Source organism: Streptomyces sp. NPDC002795 (assembly GCF_042888725.1).
Lineage (GTDB): Bacteria > Actinomycetota > Actinomycetes > Streptomycetales > Streptomycetaceae > Streptomyces.
Window position 1 is genome coordinate 141,843 of record NZ_JBIAQB010000004.1, and the last position, 16,621, is coordinate 158,463.

General features: G+C 69.5%; 13 protein-coding genes. 7 read left to right on the forward strand and 6 right to left on the reverse strand.

The features are described from left to right. Nucleotides 1-7 precede the first annotated feature (7 nt). Nucleotides 8-418 carry an OB-fold nucleic acid binding domain-containing protein gene (locus ACFYWS_RS13845; RefSeq protein ID WP_389274465.1) on the forward strand — a complete coding sequence of 137 codons (411 nt, stop codon included), beginning with the start codon at nt 8-10 and terminating at the stop codon, nt 416-418. Nucleotides 419-421: 3 nt separating this feature from the next. Further along, complete coding sequence (locus ACFYWS_RS13850) at nt 422-1,195, forward strand: DUF3159 domain-containing protein (protein ID WP_389274468.1); 774 nt, start codon at nt 422-424, stop codon at nt 1,193-1,195. 91 nt (nt 1,196-1,286) lie between these two features. Here the strand turns inward: ACFYWS_RS13850 and ACFYWS_RS13855 are convergent, their stop codons facing one another. Further along, nucleotides 1,287-1,958 (reverse strand): potassium channel family protein, encoded by a 672-nt coding sequence (locus tag ACFYWS_RS13855; protein ID WP_389274471.1) that lies wholly within the window; start codon nt 1,956-1,958, stop codon nt 1,287-1,289. After that, nucleotides 1,958-2,626 (reverse strand): potassium channel family protein, encoded by a 669-nt coding sequence (locus tag ACFYWS_RS13860; RefSeq protein ID WP_389274474.1) that lies wholly within the window; start codon nt 2,624-2,626, stop codon nt 1,958-1,960. Before ACFYWS_RS13860 ends, ACFYWS_RS13855 begins: the two co-directional genes overlap by 1 nt. Nucleotides 2,627-2,896: 270 nt before the next feature. On the opposite strand from ACFYWS_RS13860, the gene ACFYWS_RS13865 reads away from it, so the two are divergent. Together ACFYWS_RS13865 and ACFYWS_RS13870 are read left to right on the forward strand one after the other, a co-directional pair. Then, nucleotides 2,897-4,942 carry an APC family permease gene (locus tag ACFYWS_RS13865; protein ID WP_389274477.1) on the forward strand — a complete coding sequence of 682 codons (2,046 nt, stop codon included), beginning with the start codon at nt 2,897-2,899 and terminating at the stop codon, nt 4,940-4,942. A 121-nt stretch (nt 4,943-5,063) separates the two neighbouring features. After that, complete coding sequence (locus ACFYWS_RS13870; RefSeq protein WP_389274480.1) at nt 5,064-6,392, forward strand: class I SAM-dependent RNA methyltransferase; 1,329 nt, start codon at nt 5,064-5,066, stop codon at nt 6,390-6,392. Here ACFYWS_RS13870 and ACFYWS_RS13875 read toward each other — a convergent pair. Beyond that, on the reverse strand, nt 6,283-6,819 hold the full coding sequence (locus tag ACFYWS_RS13875) for an STAS domain-containing protein (protein ID WP_389274483.1): 537 nt from the start codon (nt 6,817-6,819) through the stop codon (nt 6,283-6,285). The two genes, ACFYWS_RS13870 and ACFYWS_RS13875, sit on opposite strands and share 110 nt — an antisense overlap. A gap of 22 nt (nt 6,820-6,841) precedes the next feature. Next, nucleotides 6,842-7,396 carry an ATP-binding protein gene (locus ACFYWS_RS13880; RefSeq protein WP_389274486.1) on the reverse strand — a complete coding sequence of 185 codons (555 nt, stop codon included), beginning with the start codon at nt 7,394-7,396 and terminating at the stop codon, nt 6,842-6,844. A gap of 331 nt (nt 7,397-7,727) precedes the next feature. On the opposite strand from ACFYWS_RS13880, the gene ACFYWS_RS13885 reads away from it, so the two are divergent. From ACFYWS_RS13885 to ACFYWS_RS13895, 3 genes are all read left to right on the forward strand, one after another. Next, on the forward strand, nt 7,728-8,858 hold the full coding sequence (locus ACFYWS_RS13885; protein WP_389274489.1) for an acetyl-CoA carboxylase biotin carboxylase subunit family protein: 1,131 nt from the start codon (nt 7,728-7,730) through the stop codon (nt 8,856-8,858). Between the two features lie 40 nt (nt 8,859-8,898). Beyond that, nucleotides 8,899-10,941 carry a hypothetical protein gene (locus tag ACFYWS_RS13890; protein ID WP_389274492.1) on the forward strand — a complete coding sequence of 681 codons (2,043 nt, stop codon included), beginning with the start codon at nt 8,899-8,901 and terminating at the stop codon, nt 10,939-10,941. A 291-nt stretch (nt 10,942-11,232) separates the two neighbouring features. Continuing rightward, nucleotides 11,233-14,013 carry a hypothetical protein gene (locus ACFYWS_RS13895; RefSeq protein ID WP_389274495.1) on the forward strand — a complete coding sequence of 927 codons (2,781 nt, stop codon included), beginning with the start codon at nt 11,233-11,235 and terminating at the stop codon, nt 14,011-14,013. A gap of 82 nt (nt 14,014-14,095) precedes the next feature. On the opposite strand, the gene ACFYWS_RS13900 is transcribed toward ACFYWS_RS13895, so the two are convergent. Together ACFYWS_RS13900 and ACFYWS_RS13905 are read right to left on the reverse strand one after the other, a co-directional pair. Beyond that, nucleotides 14,096-15,655: an AbgT family transporter gene (locus ACFYWS_RS13900; RefSeq protein ID WP_389274498.1), complete on the reverse strand. Its 1,560-nt coding sequence runs from the start codon at nt 15,653-15,655 to the stop codon at nt 14,096-14,098. 14 nt (nt 15,656-15,669) lie between these two features. Beyond that, nucleotides 15,670-16,620 carry an alpha/beta hydrolase family esterase gene (locus ACFYWS_RS13905; RefSeq protein WP_389274501.1) on the reverse strand — a complete coding sequence of 317 codons (951 nt, stop codon included), beginning with the start codon at nt 16,618-16,620 and terminating at the stop codon, nt 15,670-15,672. Nucleotide 16,621 lies beyond the last annotated feature (1 nt).

Genomic DNA, 16,621 nt, shown 5'->3' on the forward strand with positions numbered 1-16,621 from the left:
TTCGAGTATGAGTGCTGTTCCGCGTTCCGACAGGGCGACCGAGAAGCCGGCGGGCCGGTTCCGGCGCATGCTCGACCGGCTGTCCAGTTCCCAGGAGGACCTGGAGTCGGAGGAGCTGCGCGAGGACTCGGAGACGACGGGCTGCACGCGCATCGGCGATTGTGCGGACCGACAGATGGTCACCGTTACTGGTACGTTGCGCACGGTAACCCTGCGGCCACGCGCCGGAGTTCCCGCGCTGGAGGCGGAGTTGTTCGACGGCTCGGCCGCCGTGGACGTGGTGTGGCTAGGCAGGCGCTCGATCGTCGGGATCGAGCCGGGGCGCAAACTCATAGCTTCGGGACGGATCTCGATGAGTCGGGGCCGTAGGGTGCTGTTCAATCCGAAGTACGAACTCAGACCGCTCGGACGGGAGTAGCCGGTGACGTCCCTCGACAAGCCGACCGACCGCGAACCCACAGGCCAGGATGGTCAGGACGTCACGGACAAGTCCGTGACCGAGGCCGCCCTTTTCGAGGCCTTCGGCGGCGTGCGGGGCATGGTGGAGACGGTCCTGCCCGGCCTCCTCTTCGTGAGCATCTTCACGGTCAACAAGGACCTGCACATGTCGGCCATCGCGGCCCTCGCGGTGTCCCTGGTCCTCGTCGCCGTGCGCCTCGTCATGAAGGGCACCATCAAGCACGCCTTCAGCGGCGTCTTCGGCGTCGCCTTCGGTGTTGTCTTCGCGATGATGACGGGCAACGCCAAGGACTTCTATCTGCCGGGCATGCTCTACACGTTGGGGCTCGCGCTCGCGTACATCGTCACGACGCTGTGCGGGGTGCCCTTGATCGGCCTGATCCTCGGGCCCGTGTTCAAGGAGAACCTCTCCTGGCGCACCCGCAACCCCGGCCGCAAGAAGGCGTACGGGAAGGCGAGTTGGGCCTGGGGGCTCATTCTCCTGGCCAAGTGCGCGATCCTGTTCCCGCTGTACTGGTGGGGGGACACGACGCAATTCGGCTGGGTGCTCGTCGCGTTGAAGATCCCGCCGTTCCTGCTGGCCGTGTGGCTCACATGGGTGTTCCTGGCGAAGGCGCCCGCACCCATCGACGTGTTCGCGGAGATGGAAGAGGCCGAGCGCCAGAAGGAGGCCGACCGCGAGCAGGCGGAGGCCGCGCGGGCCGAAGGTGGTGCGCGGCACCGCCGCGAGGCCTGAGCCCCGTCCGGCCGAGGACGACACAAGGAGGCGGCCCCGAGCCAAGAGCTCGGGGCCGCCTCCTTGTGTCGCTCGCCTGGCGCGGCGGCGCCTACGCGTCCTCGCGTCGCACCGACAGCAGGTCCTCCAGCTGTTCCTCCCGCGCCTGCGCCGCGACGAACAGCAGCTCGTCGCCCGCCTCGATGGAGTCCTCGGGGCTGGGGGCCAGCACGCGCGTGCCGCGGATGATCGTCACCAGGGACGTGTCCTGCGGCCACTGGACGTCGCCGACCCGCGTGCCGGCCAGGGCCGACTCCTCCGGGAGCGTCAGCTCGACCAGGTTCGCGTCGCCGTGGCTGAAGCGGAGCAGACGGACGAGATCGCCCACGCTGACCGCCTCTTCGACGAGCGCCGACATGAGACGCGGCGTCGAGACGGCCACGTCCACGCCCCACGACTCGTTGAACAGCCACTCGTTCTTCGGGTTGTTGACGCGGGCGACGACCCGCGGGACCCCGTACTCGGTCTTCGCGAGCAGCGAGACGACCAGGTTGACCTTGTCGTCGCCGGTGGCCGCGATGACCACGTTGCAGCGCTGCAGCGCCGCCTCGTCCAGGGACGTGATCTCGCAGGCGTCGGCGAGCAGCCACTCCGCCTGCGGCACGCGCTCGACCGAGATGGCCGTCGGCGCCTTGTCGACGAGGAGCACCTCGTGACCGTTCTCAAGGAGCTCGCCCGCGATCGAACGACCGACCGCCCCGGCTCCGGCAATGGCGACCCTCATCAGTGACCGCCTTCCTCAGGGCCCTCGGCGAACGCCGCCTCGACCTTTTCGACGTCGTCCGTGCGCATCATCACGTGCACGAGGTCGCCCTCCTGCAGCACCGTCTGCGACGTCGGCAGGATCGCCTCGCCGAGCCGGGTCAGGAACGCGACGCGCACGCCCGTCTCCTCCTGGAGGCGGCTGATCTTCTGGCCGATCCAGGACTCCGACGTGTGCACCTCGGCGAGCTGGACGCCCCCGGTGGGATCGCGCCACAGCGGCTCGGCGCCGGACGGCAGGAGGCGCCGCAGCATCTGGTCGGCGGTCCAGCGGACCGTCGCGACCGTCGGGATGCCGAGGCGCTGGTAGACCTCCGCACGGCGGGGGTCGTAGATGCGCGCCGCCACGTTCTCGATGTCGAACATCTCGCGCGCGACGCGCGCGGCGATGATGTTCGAGTTGTCACCACTGGAGACGGCGGCGAAGGCGCCGGCCTCCTCGATGCCCGCTTCGCGCAGGGTGTCCTGGTCGAAACCGACTCCGGTGACACGACGGCCGCCGAAACCCGAACCCAGGCGACGGAACGCCGTCGGGTCCTGATCGACCACGGCCACCGTGTGCCCCTGCTGTTCCAGGGTCTGGGCGAGTTGGGACCCTACTCGGCCACAGCCCATGATCACGATATGCACGGCCCTACCCCGCACTCCTCATAGCCATTTTGACCTGCGTAAACGTCCTGCTCATGGCTCTCTCTCGCGGCATGGTCCAGCCGGTGCGGCTCGATCTCGGGCACGATGCGGGCTGCTGTGCGGCTCGCGCTCTGGACCACCGTATCGGCTCTGTAAGCGAACTCGTCCTCCGCGTCGGCGGCGAGATCGCCGAAGGCGTGGCGCAGAGCACGAAGCTGAATGGGGGTGGTGGGTGGGCGGGCCCCCTTTCGAACGCTTACGATCCTCTCCGTGTCCAAACTGACCGACGTGCCCAAACGGATCTTGATCGGGCGCGCACTGCGCAGTGACCGGCTTGGGGAAACGCTCCTGCCGAAGCGCATCGCACTCCCCGTTTTCGCCTCCGACCCGCTGTCCTCCGTGGCCTACGCGCCCGGCGAGGTCCTGCTGGTCCTCTCCATCGCGGGCGTGTCGGCGTACCACTTCAGCCCCTGGATCGCGGTCGCGGTCGTCGTGCTGATGTTCACGGTCGTCGCCTCCTACCGCCAGAACGTCCACGCCTATCCGAGCGGCGGCGGCGACTACGAGGTGGCGAACACCAACCTCGGGCCGAAGGCCGGGCTCACCGTCGCGAGCGCGCTGCTCGTCGACTACGTCCTGACGGTGGCCGTGTCGATCTCGTCCGGCATCGAGAACCTCGGCTCCGCGATCCCGTTCGTGGTCGAGCACAAGGTGCTGTGCGCGGTCGTCGTGATCGTGCTGCTCACCCTGATGAATCTGCGCGGCGTGAAGGAGTCGGGGAAGCTTTTCGCGATTCCCACGTACGTCTTCGTGGCCGGCGTCTTCATCATGATCGTCTGGGGTGCGTTCCGCGGGCTCGTCCTCGGCGACGCCATGCACGCGCCCACCGCCGACTTCCACATCAAGGCGGAGCACCAGGGCCTCGCGGGCTTCGCGCTCGTCTTCCTGCTGCTGCGCGCCTTCTCCTCCGGGTGTGCGGCGCTCACCGGCGTCGAGGCGATCTCCAACGGCGTGCCGGCGTTCCGCAAGCCCAAGTCGAAGAACGCGGCGAGCACCCTCGCGCTGATGGGCGGCCTCGCCGTCACCATGTTCTGCGGCATCATCGTGCTCGCCCTCGCCACCGACGTACGGATGGCCGAGAACCCGGCCAAGGACCTGATCCACAACGGTGCCGCGGTCGGCGCGGGCTTCGTCCAGGACCCCGTGATCTCCCAGGTCGCCGAGGCCGTCTTCGGCGGCGGCAGCTTCATGTTCCTGGTCCTCGCGGCCGCCACCGCCCTCGTCCTCTTCCTCGCCGCCAACACCGCGTACAACGGCTTCCCGCTGCTCGGCTCGATCCTCGCCCAGGACCGCTACCTGCCGCGCCAGCTGCACACCCGCGGCGACCGCCTCGCCTTCTCCAACGGCATCGTGCTGCTCGCGGGCGCGGCGGCCCTGCTGGTCGTCATCTACGGGGCCGACTCGACCCGGCTGATCCAGCTGTACATCGTGGGCGTCTTCGTGTCGTTCACGCTCAGCCAGATCGGCATGGTCCGGCACTGGAACCGGCACCTGGCCGCCGAGCACGACCAGGCCAAGCGCCGCCGCATGATGCGCTCCCGCGCGATCAACACGTTCGGCGCGTTCTTCACCGGCCTCGTCCTCGTGGTCGTCCTCCTGACGAAGTTCACGCACGGCGCCTGGGTCGCGCTGCTCGGCATGGTCATCTTCTTCGTGACGATGTCCGCGATCCGCAAGCACTACGACCGGGTCGCCGAGGAGATCGCCGCTCCGGAGACCCCGACCGACGACAGCGTGCGCCCCTCGCGGGTCCATTCGCTCGTCCTCGTGTCGAAGATCCACCGGCCGACGCTGCGCGCGATCGCGTACGCGAAGTTGATGCGTTCGGACACCCTTGAGGCACTGAGCGTCAATGTTGATCCGGCGGAGACGAAGGCATTGAGGGACGAGTGGGAGCGTCGAGGTATTGACGTGCCGCTCAAGGTTCTTGACTCGCCGTACCGGGAAATCACCCGGCCGATCATCGAGTACGTCAAGAACCTCCGTAAGGAGTCCCCGCGCGACGCGGTCAGTGTGATCATCCCCGAGTACGTGGTCGGCCACTGGTACGAGCACCTGCTGCACAACCAGAGCGCGCTGCGCCTGAAGGGCCGGCTGCTCTTCACGCCCGGCATCATGGTGACGTCCGTCCCGTACCAGCTGGAGTCCTCCGAGGCCGCGAAGAAGCGGGCCCGCAGGCGGTCCGAGTGGAACGCGCCGGGCGCCGTGCGACGCGGTCCGGTCGAGAAGCGCCCGAAGGAGCCCAGCTCGAAGTAGCCCGGTGGCCTGCCTTGGTAAGCGGCCGGACGACAGCCACGTAAACTGGTGGGCTGCTGTCCGGCCGCTTTTCCGTGGCCGCGACGCCGAAGAACTTCCCCTTACGTACTGGAGCCCCGCCATGCAGGCAGAACCGACGAAGTCACTGGTGGGGGAGGAGTACGAGGTCGAGGTCGGCCCCGTCGCGCACGGCGGTCACTGCATCGCGCGCACGGCCGAGGGCCAGGTCCTGTTCGTCCGGCACACGCTGCCCGGCGAGCGGGTCGTGGCGCGGGTGACCGAGGGCGAGGAAGGCGCGCGCTTCCTGCGGGCCGACGCCGTCCAGGTCATCGAGGCGTCCAAGGACCGCGTCGAGGCGCCCTGCCCGTACTCGGGCCCCGGCCGCTGCGGCGGCTGCGACTGGCAGCACGCCAAGCCCGGCGCGCAGCGCCGCCTCAAGGGCGAGGTCGTCGCCGAGCAGCTGCTGCGCCTCGCGGGCCTCACGCCCGAGCAGGCCGGCTGGGACGGCACGGTCATGCCGGCCGAGGGCGACAAGCTCCCGTCGGGCGAGGTCCCGCAGTGGCGCACCCGCGTCCAGTACGCGGTCGACGCCGACGGCAACGCGGGCCTGCGCCGCCACCGCTCGCACGAGGTCGAGCCGGTCGAGCACTGCATGATCGCCGCCGCGGGCGTGTCCGAGCTGGGCATCGAGAAGCACGACTGGTCCGGCATGGAGTCCGTCGAGGCGATCGCGGCGAGCGGGTCGCAGGACCGCATGGTGATCCTGGAGCCCAAGCCCGGCGCCCGGCTGCCCCTCGTCGAACTCGACAAGCCGGCCTCCGTCATGCGTGTCGAGGAGAAGGACGGCGGGATCCACCGCGTCCACGGCCGCGCCTTCGTGCGCGAGCGCGCCGACGGCCGTACCTACCGCGTCGGCAGCGGCGGATTCTGGCAGGTGCACCCGCAGGCCGCCGAGACGCTGATGCGTGCCGTCATGCAGGGCCTGCTGCCCCGCAAGGGCGAGATGGCGCTCGACCTGTACTGCGGCGTCGGCCTGTTCGCGGGCGCGCTCGCGGACCGGATCGGCGACAAGGGTGCGGTGCTCGGCATCGAGTCCGGCAAGCGCGCGGTCGAGGACGCCCGGCACAACCTCGCCTCCTTCGACCGGGTCCGTATCGAACAGGGCAAGGTCGAGGCGGTCCTGCCGCGCACCGGCATCTCCGAGGTCGACCTCATCGTCCTGGACCCGCCGCGCGCGGGCGCGGGCAAGAAGACGGTCGCCCACCTCACGACGCTGGGCGCGCGCCGCATCGCGTACGTCGCCTGTGACCCGGCGGCGCTGGCCCGGGACCTGGCGTACTTCAAGGAAGGCGGGTACAAGGTGCGGATGCTTCGGGCGTTCGATCTGTTCCCGATGACGCACCACGTGGAGTGCGTGGCGATCCTTGAGCCGGTGAAGAAGGAAGCCTGACCTGCGGGGTTGTGTGTGCGCAGCCCACAGACGACAGCCCTCCGGGGGGCCACGCGGGGCGATGTTCCTGGGGGAGGGCCTTCAGCGACTGGCTCACGGTGGGGTGGGAGGGCAGGAGTTCGCTGCTGCCGGTCTGCTTGAGCAGATCGATCAGGCGGTGCCCGGGGCCGGCCAGTAGGAGCAGGCCTTCGCGGCGCTGCAACAGCCAGCGGGCGGCCAGCAGGCAGTTGAGGCCGCGCGAGTCGCAGAACGTGAGCGCCGTGACGTCCAGCACCAGGTGCCGGTGCCCGGCCAGGACGCTCGTCCCGATCGTCCGGAGGAAGAACTGCTCGCAGTCCTGGTCGAGTTCACCGCTCACGCGCAGCACCGCGCAGTGCTCACAGCGCGTCAGCTCGGTGATGGACAGGCGGCTGGTCTGCGGGGACATCTCGGCTCCCTCGGCCGGTTGATCACGATGTGTGCGGTGAGGCCGGCGCGGCCTCACCGAACGCTGCCCCCTTCCGGTTGCCCCGACGGTTTCCTCGTACGCGCCGGATTTCGCCAACAGGCCCCATGTGCGGTCCAGTTGGGTGAAGAGGGCCACCCTCGCCGCCGCGGGGCAAGGTCGCGCGGATCGTCTTGCCGCCGGGGTCGGTGGTCACCGCGACCGACCGGGCGAGGTGGCGGATCATCGGCCAGCCGAAGCCACCGGTGGCGTTCATGACGTCGGGGGCCCGTTCGCGGGGAGGCCGGCGGTCGGCGTCGGCCACCGTGACCACGATGCTGTCCGGCCGGGCCTGCAGTCGCAGGGAGCAACGGCTGCCGCGTGCGTGGCGGACGGTGTTGGTGACGAGTTCGGAGACGACGAGTTCGACACTGGCGGCGTCCTGTTCGGGCACGGCCGGCCGCTGTCGGTTCAGGAAGCGGCGTGCCATCAGTCGAGCGTCGGCGGCGGCCTCCGGCCGCTTGCGCAGCGCCGTCCGTTCATCAGTGCCGGTGTCCGTGTGTGTCTGCTGCGTGTGCACTCTTGGACCCTCCTTGTGTGTGGGGGACGAGGCTCAGGAGATGAGGGCGGCCTGCCGTCCGCCTACCACCCGCACACCGGTCTCACGCGTCCAACAATGCGGCTCGCACCGTCGTCGGGGGGCGGGTCGCGTTCAGCGTTTGTGCATCGGATCGTCGGGAAGGGGTGTCAGCCAGCCACACCGTCGATGGGCGCACGCGCGCCGAAGGAGAAACCGGTCTATGACACAGGGCGAAACAGCCACCAGGAACCCGGACAAGGGCTACGTAGCACTTCTTGGCTGGAGTCTCAATGCAGTGGAAGCCCTGGACCGATTCGATCGGAGATATGTCGTGGTGGCCCCGGAGTGGGCCGAGGAGTATTGCGTCGAGCACGATATTCCCTACGTACCGTGGAATTTCGAGCGGCTCAACGACCGCTCCATGGAGATCGCCGAGACTCTTCAGAGTGAGGGCGTCGACGTCGCGATCCCGTTGTACGAGGAAACGGTCGAATGGGCGGGGGCGATCAACTCCGTCCTCCTCGGCAACCCGCGTCTGTACGGCCAGGCCATGCTGCTGCGCGACAAGGCGCTGATGAAGCGCCGCGCGCAGCTCGGCGGCATCCGGGTCGGAATCTTCGAGGAGGCCCACGACCGGGACGACGTGACCCGCTTCCTCAAGCGCGTCAATCAGACCCTGCTCAAGCTGGACGGGGACCCGAACGACCCGATCCACCTCAAGGCGTTCGACAAGGCGGGATGCCTCGGGCACCGCGTCATCCGCACTCCGGACGAAGTCGACACGATTCCGGACGAGGAGTTCCCGGTCCTCATGGAATCCCACCTCGACGGCTGGGAGTTCGCGGTCGAGGCATGGGTGCACAACGGGAAGATCAAGTTCCTCAACATCTCCGAATACGTCACGCTGGGATATTCGGTGTTCGTCCCCGCGACTCCGGAACTGGAGCGGTACCGCCCGCAGATCACGGCGCAGATCGAGAAACTCATCAAGACGTTCGACATCGAGTTCGGCTTCGTGCACCCGGAGTATTTCGTCACCAGTGACGGCGAGATGTACTTCGGTGAAGTCGCCTACCGGCCGCCGGGCTTCAAGGTGTTCGAACTGCTGGAACGGGCATACGGGTTCAACGCCTACCATGCGCTGGTTCTGGCTTTCGACCCGAAGACGACCGAGGAGGAGATCGACGCCTTCTTCCCGCGCGAGGTCGTCGACGCGTCCGGGGTCGCCGGCTGCTTCGGTGTCTACCCGCGCCGCCGCGTCGTCAGCGAACTGGAGATCCCGGAGGAGACCGAGGACGACGACTACTACGAGTCGCACGACCTCTCGACACCACTTGAGGAGACCGTCACCAAGAGGACCGCGTTCGGCACCCATTGGGGTCTGGTGTACTTCTTCGGTGATGACCCCTACCGCATGCGCGACCTGTTGAAGAAGCAGGAAGAGCTCGACTTCTACGTCTGACGACCGCGTGGACGCAGGAGGCCAACCCGAGGGAAACCCTTTGAAACCGACCGTCGACGTCAGCGGTGAGGCCACGACGCTGGACAAGCGTGCGGCCTCACTCGACGATGCCATCCAGGCCATGGCCGAAACCCGCGAGTTCGGCAAGCACACCAAGCTGCGGCGGGTCCTGGAAGCCTTGCGGCGGGTGCTCATGCAGCCGGGCGGCGCCGCGGCGGTCCAGGCCAGGGCCCAGGCGCTGGAAGAAGCCGGCGTCTTCCAGGGAACGGACTGGGCGTCACCGGAGATCCTCGTCCCGGCGCTGGTCGGTCCGGGCCTGCACAGCGGAGACGCGGACACCGTCGTCATGGAGGCGACCAGCGAGCTGCGGATGCTCGCCGTCGCCCGCGGCGACTTCGTGCACCCGACGCTGCCCGCCGAGGACGCCCGCCAGTTCCTCTCCCAGGTGCTGGCGGCCAACCTGGAGCTGTTGTTCAGCGCGCCCAGCGAGGCGGAGCGGGTCCAGCAGGGCCGGACCGCGCAGCTCGTCCGGGACCTGTTCCGCCACCTCGCCGACGAGGTCGGTTACGACAGCGTCCTGGACAACCTGGTCGACGAGATCTGGCGGATCCTGCGCCAGCGTCCGATCCAGGTCGAGGCGGTGCAGGCCCTGATCACCCGGATCTCCGTCTACCGCAACGACCCGGACGTCGCTCTCGGCGTCTCGTCGGGGCAGGGCATCGACCGGCTCATCACGAGCCTGTTCGGGACCACCGAGGCGTGCCGGGACGACCCGGGCGTCGACGTCTTCCGTTCCCGTCTCGAAGCGTTGGACGCCGGCGGCCTGCAGTACGAGGCGACGGGGTTCGCGCGGGCGATGCACGACACCGGCCTGGTGTCGCCGTACCACGCGGAACTGCTCCGCTTCCTGCTGCACGAGAGCGAGCACCTCTACCTCGTCGGTGAGGCGCTCGGCCTCTCCGACACCGGCCGGAACTGCCTGCTGCGCTACAGCCAGTTGGTGCACCGGCTGATCGAGGTGGCCGTGCACCCGCAGACCGCGCAATGCATCTACGGTCTCGCGCTGCTGCTCGACCGCGGCATCCTCTACGAGCCGCCGGTGGTGCCCGCGCTGTGGCGCCAACTGGCGCTCGAACTCTCCCCGGTCGCGAGCGAGCGGCTGACGGCGGCTTTCGGCGAGACGCCGGGGCCGCGGGCACGGCTCGTCGCGGGGGTGCTCTCGATGCTGGGACTGCCGCTCGGCGTCGGTCAGGGCGACAACCCCACCTGCCAGTCGGCCCGAGCGCTGTCGATGTGGGCCTACAACGACCCGGACTACCTGCTGCAAGTGCTGGTCTGGGCCGCCCGCGACGACGAGATCCTCATGCACTTCGAGGGTCAGCCGATCTCGTCGAAGGACAGCGGGACAGGAGTGGCGAGCACGCTGCCGACGGACCTGGACCCCGTATCGCTGCTCGTGGTGCCCCACTTGGACCGGATCTACGCCGAGATGGGGCGGCGCTGCGTCGGGCGGCCGGGGGACCCGCACCGGTGGGTCAACCCCGAGTTCCACGGCTGGTGGACGGCCCGCGGGTTCCACATCAACGTCGATGTCGCGACCGGGAACCTGGTCGAACTCGACGAGTTCCTGCGGCAGTTCCACGCGAGCTACCACCCGACGTACAACGGCGAGCAGCCGCTGATCCATCCGCAGCCGGCCGGCGTCGCCGTCACCGACAGCGCGGCCCGCTACATCGGCTGGCACGCGATCACGATCCTGCGGGTCGCGCCGGACCCGCACGACGTCATGCGCGTGTACTTCTTCAACCCGAACAACGACAGCGGCCAGGACTGGGGCGACGGCGTCGTCGTCTCCACGGCGGGCAACGGCGAGCGGTTCGGCGAGGCGTCACTGCCGTTCGACCAGTTCGCCTCGCGGCTCTACATCTTCCACGCCGACCCGCTCGAACACGGCGAACCGGAGCGGGTGCCCGCCGAGGACGTCGCGGGGATCATCGGCTACATCGAGCGCAGCTGGGGCAACGACCGGCTGCCCGGGGGGACGCTGCAGGCCCTCGAAGGACCGACGGGGCTGGGGACGTAGCGTTCGTCGAGTTCGGTCGGAAATTTGTCCGGTCTCCGGACGTCGGGTGCCGGAGGCCGTGCGTCCAGGGACAGGTTCGGTCGGCTTCGGTCACAGGTGGGTGGGGGCGGGTGCCGACGAGAAGTGTGGGTCGGGTCCGGGCCCGTGGTGTCGCGTCGGGTGTCCGCTGAACGGCGCCCGGGGCGGGGCGGGTTGGCCGGTAGCGGGTCTGGGGGAATGGGTGCCTCGGTGCTGAGGTGAGGGCCCGGCGTCGCGTGTGTGAAGCCGCGACCTTCCAGAGAGGGGATGCCCATGGCATTCCTCAGGCCCAAGTCCACGGGATTCCGCTGCGCGGTGGCGTGCCCGACCGAGCAGGGGTGGTCTGCGATGTTCCTGCGGCCCAACAGGGCCGCGGGCATCAGCGACGCATCGCTGCTCTTCGAGGAGGCCACCCCGGACGCGTACGGGGGACAGTTCGGCGACCTGCGGCAGTACCAGTACCAGGACTTCGCTCTGTTTCCTGACGCGGTGTTACAACTGCCCGCGCACACGGACGGGGCGAAGCAGTACCTGTTCATCACCGGCACGGACAGCCTGACCTACCGCGTGGGTACCGGCGTCGTCCAGCACAACCAGCTGGACATGCTGTTCTGGCTGCCGGCCGAGTGGCGGTCCAACGTGGACGTCCTGCTCCAGGCGCCCGACTCGGCGGCGAACGAGCCGCGCACCTACCTGTTCAAGGGAAATCGCGTCATCACCTACAACGGGACCACCGTCTGGGCGCCCGTCGAGCGGAACGCGCTGATCACCGAAGGGCCCGACGCGGACGCACCGGGCTGGTCCCGGCTCCCGGCCGACTTCCGCTCAGACCTCGACCACATCGTCGCGCTGCCGCCCGCGTCCGGCGACGTCCGCCGCTCCCTGCTGATCAAGGGGGACCAGGGGCTCATCCTCAACTGGCGTACCGGCGTGGAGAAATCGGGCGCGCTCACCTCACTGACCACCGGCCTGGGCAAGCTCCCCGCGTCCTACGCGACGCCGTACCTGCCGGTGTCCGGGACCTACCGGGCCACCAACGCCGACCAGACCGTCGACGTACGGGTCGACGTCGACAGCGTCGGCACGTTGTCCACGATCAGCGGCGACCTCTTCACGGTGGCGGGCGGCACCACGGCCTACGCCAACTCCTTCCGCTCCACCAGCGTGGCGGTGCGGTGGTCCGACACGTACGTGATGGTCACGGGCAAGGACCTCGCGTGGGCCACCCCGTCGCCCGAACTCACCCAGCTCCGGATCCTGCTCCCCCTCACCCCGGTCGGTCAGTCGGCGCCTTCGGCCCATTGGCTGATCGTGGAGAACGCGGACTCCACCCGGTACGCCCTCTGGTACAGCCTGCCCAAGACGTCCGCGTACTTCCGCAGCGTCGACTACGAGGTCGACACCGTCATCGGGCAGACGGAGCTCGCCAGTTACGACACGTCCAAGGGCACCACGCCGCCCGGCTACGCCCACCGCGTCATCACCGTGCCGTCCGCGTTCGCCGAGGCCGGCGTCGAACTGCGCAGCGCCGGGACCCGTAACGTGCTCGACACCAGTGGGGCCGGTACCGGCGTGCTGTGGTCCGACGCCGAGCTGCATGCGGCGATGGTGGCGAACTTCAGCGGGTACCGCGACGTACCGCAGTGGAAGCTGTGGGCCCTGGTCGCGGGCAAGTACGAGGGGAGCGCGGGCACGATCGGGATCATGTTCGACTACGTGTCCGGCCTGCACCGGCAGGGCCTGGCCGTGTTCGAGCAGTCCATCAAGGAGGCCGGCATAGCCGGGGCGGCCTGGGACATGCACACCTACGTCCACGAGATCGGCCACGCCTTCAACCTGCTGCACTCGTGGGAGAAACACCTCGCGAACCCGCCCGCGCCGCTGGGCCCCCGGAGCGGTTACGGCGACGTGTCGTGGATGAACTACCCGCACCTCTACAAGGGGGGCACCGCCGACGGTATCGAGGCGTTCTGGGGCTCCTTCCCGTTCCGGTTCAGCGACAACGAGATCCGGCACCTGCGCCACGGCTTCTACCGGCACGTGATCCCGGGAGGCAGCAACTGGGCCGCCAACGCCGCGATGGACATCTCGGCGGCGGAGATGTTCGCGCTGCCGCTGACCGACGAGTCGGGCCTCGCACTGGAACTGGAGGGCCAGGAGGCGTTCGAGTACGGCGAACCCGTCGTCACCCAGATCAAGTTGAGCCGCACCGGCAGCCGCGGAGACGTCCTCGTCTCACCGGACCTGCAGCCGGCGGCGGGCCACGTGATCGTCGCGATCACCGACCCGTACGGCCGCTCCCGGATGTTCCAGCCCCTCACCCGCATCTGCGGAGGCCACGACGCCACGGCGGACACCGTCACGCTCACGGAGGCGGCGCCCGCCGTCTACACGAGCGCGTACATCGGCTATGGCGCCGAAGGGCTCCTCTTCAGCGAGCCCGGCCTGTACAAGGTGACCGCCACCTACCAGGCCCCGTCCGGAGCCCGGGTGGTCTCCGCCGCGCGCACGGTGCGGGTCCGCCAGCCGCTCGCGCGCGACGAGCAGCGCATCGGCGAACTGATGATGGGCGACGCCCAAGGCCAGCTCCTGACGTTCCTCGGCTCCGACGCACCGCAGCTCCAGACCGGCAACGACGCTCTCCAGGAGGTCATCGAGCGCTACAGCAACCACCCGCTGGCCGCGCACGCGCGACTGGCCCGGGGCGCCAACGCCGGACGTCACTTCCAGCACATCCGCGGCGGCCGCCTCGTCGTCCGCGAACCCGACATCAAGGAGAGCGTCCAGCAGCTCAGCGCCGCCATCAACGCCTCCACCGGAGACGAGGGACTCGACAACATCACCCTCAACAGGGCCATGCGCCGCCTGGCCCGCGTCCACGCCAAGGACGGAAACCTCGTGGAAGCGGACGCCGTACTCGACAAGATGGTCACCACGTTCCGCGGCAAGGGCCTGCCCGCCCCGGTCCAGAAGACCATCAAGGCGCAGGCCGATGAGACCCGCGCGACCATCCACCAGGGCAAGTCCAAGTCGACCCAGCGCAAGAAGAGGTAAGCCCTCCCGGGGCTCTGGCGGGGGCGCTCGGCCGGGGGATTCCCGGCCGAGCGCTTGTCGCCAGGATCGCGCGCATGTCCGTTCAGCGCACCGGAGCCCCCGGCCCCAGCGGAATCCCGAGCGCCCACCACGCGAGGAACAACAGCGTCCACGCCGCCGTCATCGCGATCGCCAGCGGCAGGGTGTACGCGGCGAGCGTGCCGATGCCCGCGTCCTTGCGGTAGCGCTGGAGGAAGCCGAGGGCCATCACGAAGTACGGGCTCATCGGGGTGATCGCGGTCGACCCGGAGTCCGCGATGCGGAACAGGGCCTGGGTCGTCTCGGCCGGCACGTGCGCCAGCATCAGCATCGGTACGAGGACGGGCGCGGCCAGCGCCCACATCGCGGAGCCGCTGGTCACCATGACGTTGACGACGGTCAGCAGAAGCAGGATCAGCAGGAACACCACGACGATCGGCATCCCGCTGTGCTCCAGAAGTTCCGCCGCCCGCACCGCCAGGACGTCGCCGATGTGCGTCCAGTCGAAGTAGGCGAGGAACTGGGCGATCGCGAAGAACAGCACCAGCACCGGAGCCATCTGCTTCACGCCCGCCGCCATCAGCTTCGGTACGTCGCCGGGCTTCGCGATCGACCCGGAGCGCGCCCCGTACACGATGCCGGTGAGGGCGAACAGAACGGCCACGACCGCCGCGATGCCGTCGATGAACGGCGACTGGACGATGCTGCCGCCGTCCCCGCGCAGGGGGGATGACGTGGGGGCGAGCACCGCCACGACCAGCACCAGGCCGCCGCCGAGCGCGAGCAGCGCCCGCCGCAGCGCGGACCGTTCGCGCTCGCTGAGGTCCAGGGTGCCCAGGTCCTCGACGTCGGCGTCGGGATCCGGGTCGAGATCGGGCCGCTTGGCGAGCACCCAGCGCGTGACCAGCGTGATGACCGTGGCCAGCAGGATCGAGGAGGCGATGTTGAAGAACCAGTTGGACAGGGGTGACACATACGCGTCGTCACCGCCCGCGATCTTCGCGGCGGCCGTCGTGATGCCCGCGAAGATCGCGTCGTTCGGCGTGGGCACCGGGCTCGCGTCGTAGCCGGAGGCGATCGACGTGTACGCCACGACGATGCCGAGGATCGGGGAGCGACCCACGGCACGGAAGGCGAGCCCGCCGAGCGGCACCAGGATGATGTACGCGGCGGCGGACGCGACGTGCGCCACCGTCCCGGCGAACGCGACGGCGAACACCACCCACGACGCGGGCACCCGCGCGACCCCGACCTTCATCGCGGCGGACAGGAACCCGCTGCGCTCGGCGACGGCGACGCCCATGATGACGACCACGATCGTCGCCATCGGCGGGAACTCGGCGAAGTTCGACACCATCGTCGACACCGCCATGGCGAGCCCGTCGCCGCTGAGCAGGTTCTGCACGACGACCGTCTTGTGGTCGGCGGGCGACACCACGGACACGTCGAACCCGGCGAGCACGGCACTGACGACGGCGAGCACCGCCGACAGGATCCAGAACAGCCAGAACGGGTGCGGCAGCGCGTTCCCCGCCCGCTCGACGACGCCGAGGGCGCGGATGACGAAGGGCAGCCGTGCTGCCTCGGCCCCCGCGGGCGAGGGCGCCTCTCTCTGTACGGTCATGGCTGCGGCTCCAACTAGCGCTGATGGGTTGGGAGTTGGTGGTTCCGGAAGAACGCCCACATCACCTTGTGGGCCTGGATCGTCTGCGTCGTATAGCCGCCGCCGCTGTAGCCGTCGGCGCCCGGCCAGGTGTGCCCGCCGTCGGCGACCGCGACGTGCGCCACCTCCGCGCCGTCCGCGCAGCCGGTCCACCGCGACGTCGTGATGTCGGGTTCGGTGACCTCGTCGGGCGTACGGGTGCGGCAGCCGTCCCGGTCGGCCCACTCGCGCACCCAGTCCTGGATCGCGGGCAGCCCGCGGTCGGCGTCGCCCGCGTACGGGATGGTGGTGTCGCCGGTGCCGTGGAAGTCGAGGACGGGCACCGGGCGCTCCGGCGCGCAGCCGCCCTCGCGGGTACCGGGGTAGAAGGCGCCGGCGACCGGGGCGACGGCAGCGAAGCGGTCGGACATCCGGCAGGCGAGCAGGCCGGTGAACCCGGCGCCGTTCGACTTTCCGGTGGCGTACACCCGCCGCTCGTTCACGCACAGCGAGCCTTCGAGCGAGTCGAGGAGATCCCCCGTGAACGCGACGTCGTCCACGCCGGCCGCCGCGTACGGAGCGCCCTGCCAGGCCTGCCGCTCCCCGTCGCCGGTGCCGACGACGCCGTTCGGGTAGGCGACGATCGCCGGCAGCGTGGACAGGCGCGAGAACGTCTCCGTCCCGGCGCCGGTGTTGCCGCGCCCGTGGTAGGCGACGATCAGCGGCCAACTGCGGTCCGACGTATAGCCGTTGGGGAGGTGCAGCTGGTACGTGCGCTCGCGGCCGCCGCTGGTCAGGGTGTGCGCGACGCTGGTGCCGGGCCGCTGCGGGGCGGGGGCGCCGCAGCCGGTGGGGTCGTGGGCGGCCGGGGAGGCGTGGGCGGGGGCGAACGGTACGGCGACGAGTGCGGCGGCCAGTACGCAGGCACGCCGAAGTAGACCCTTCATT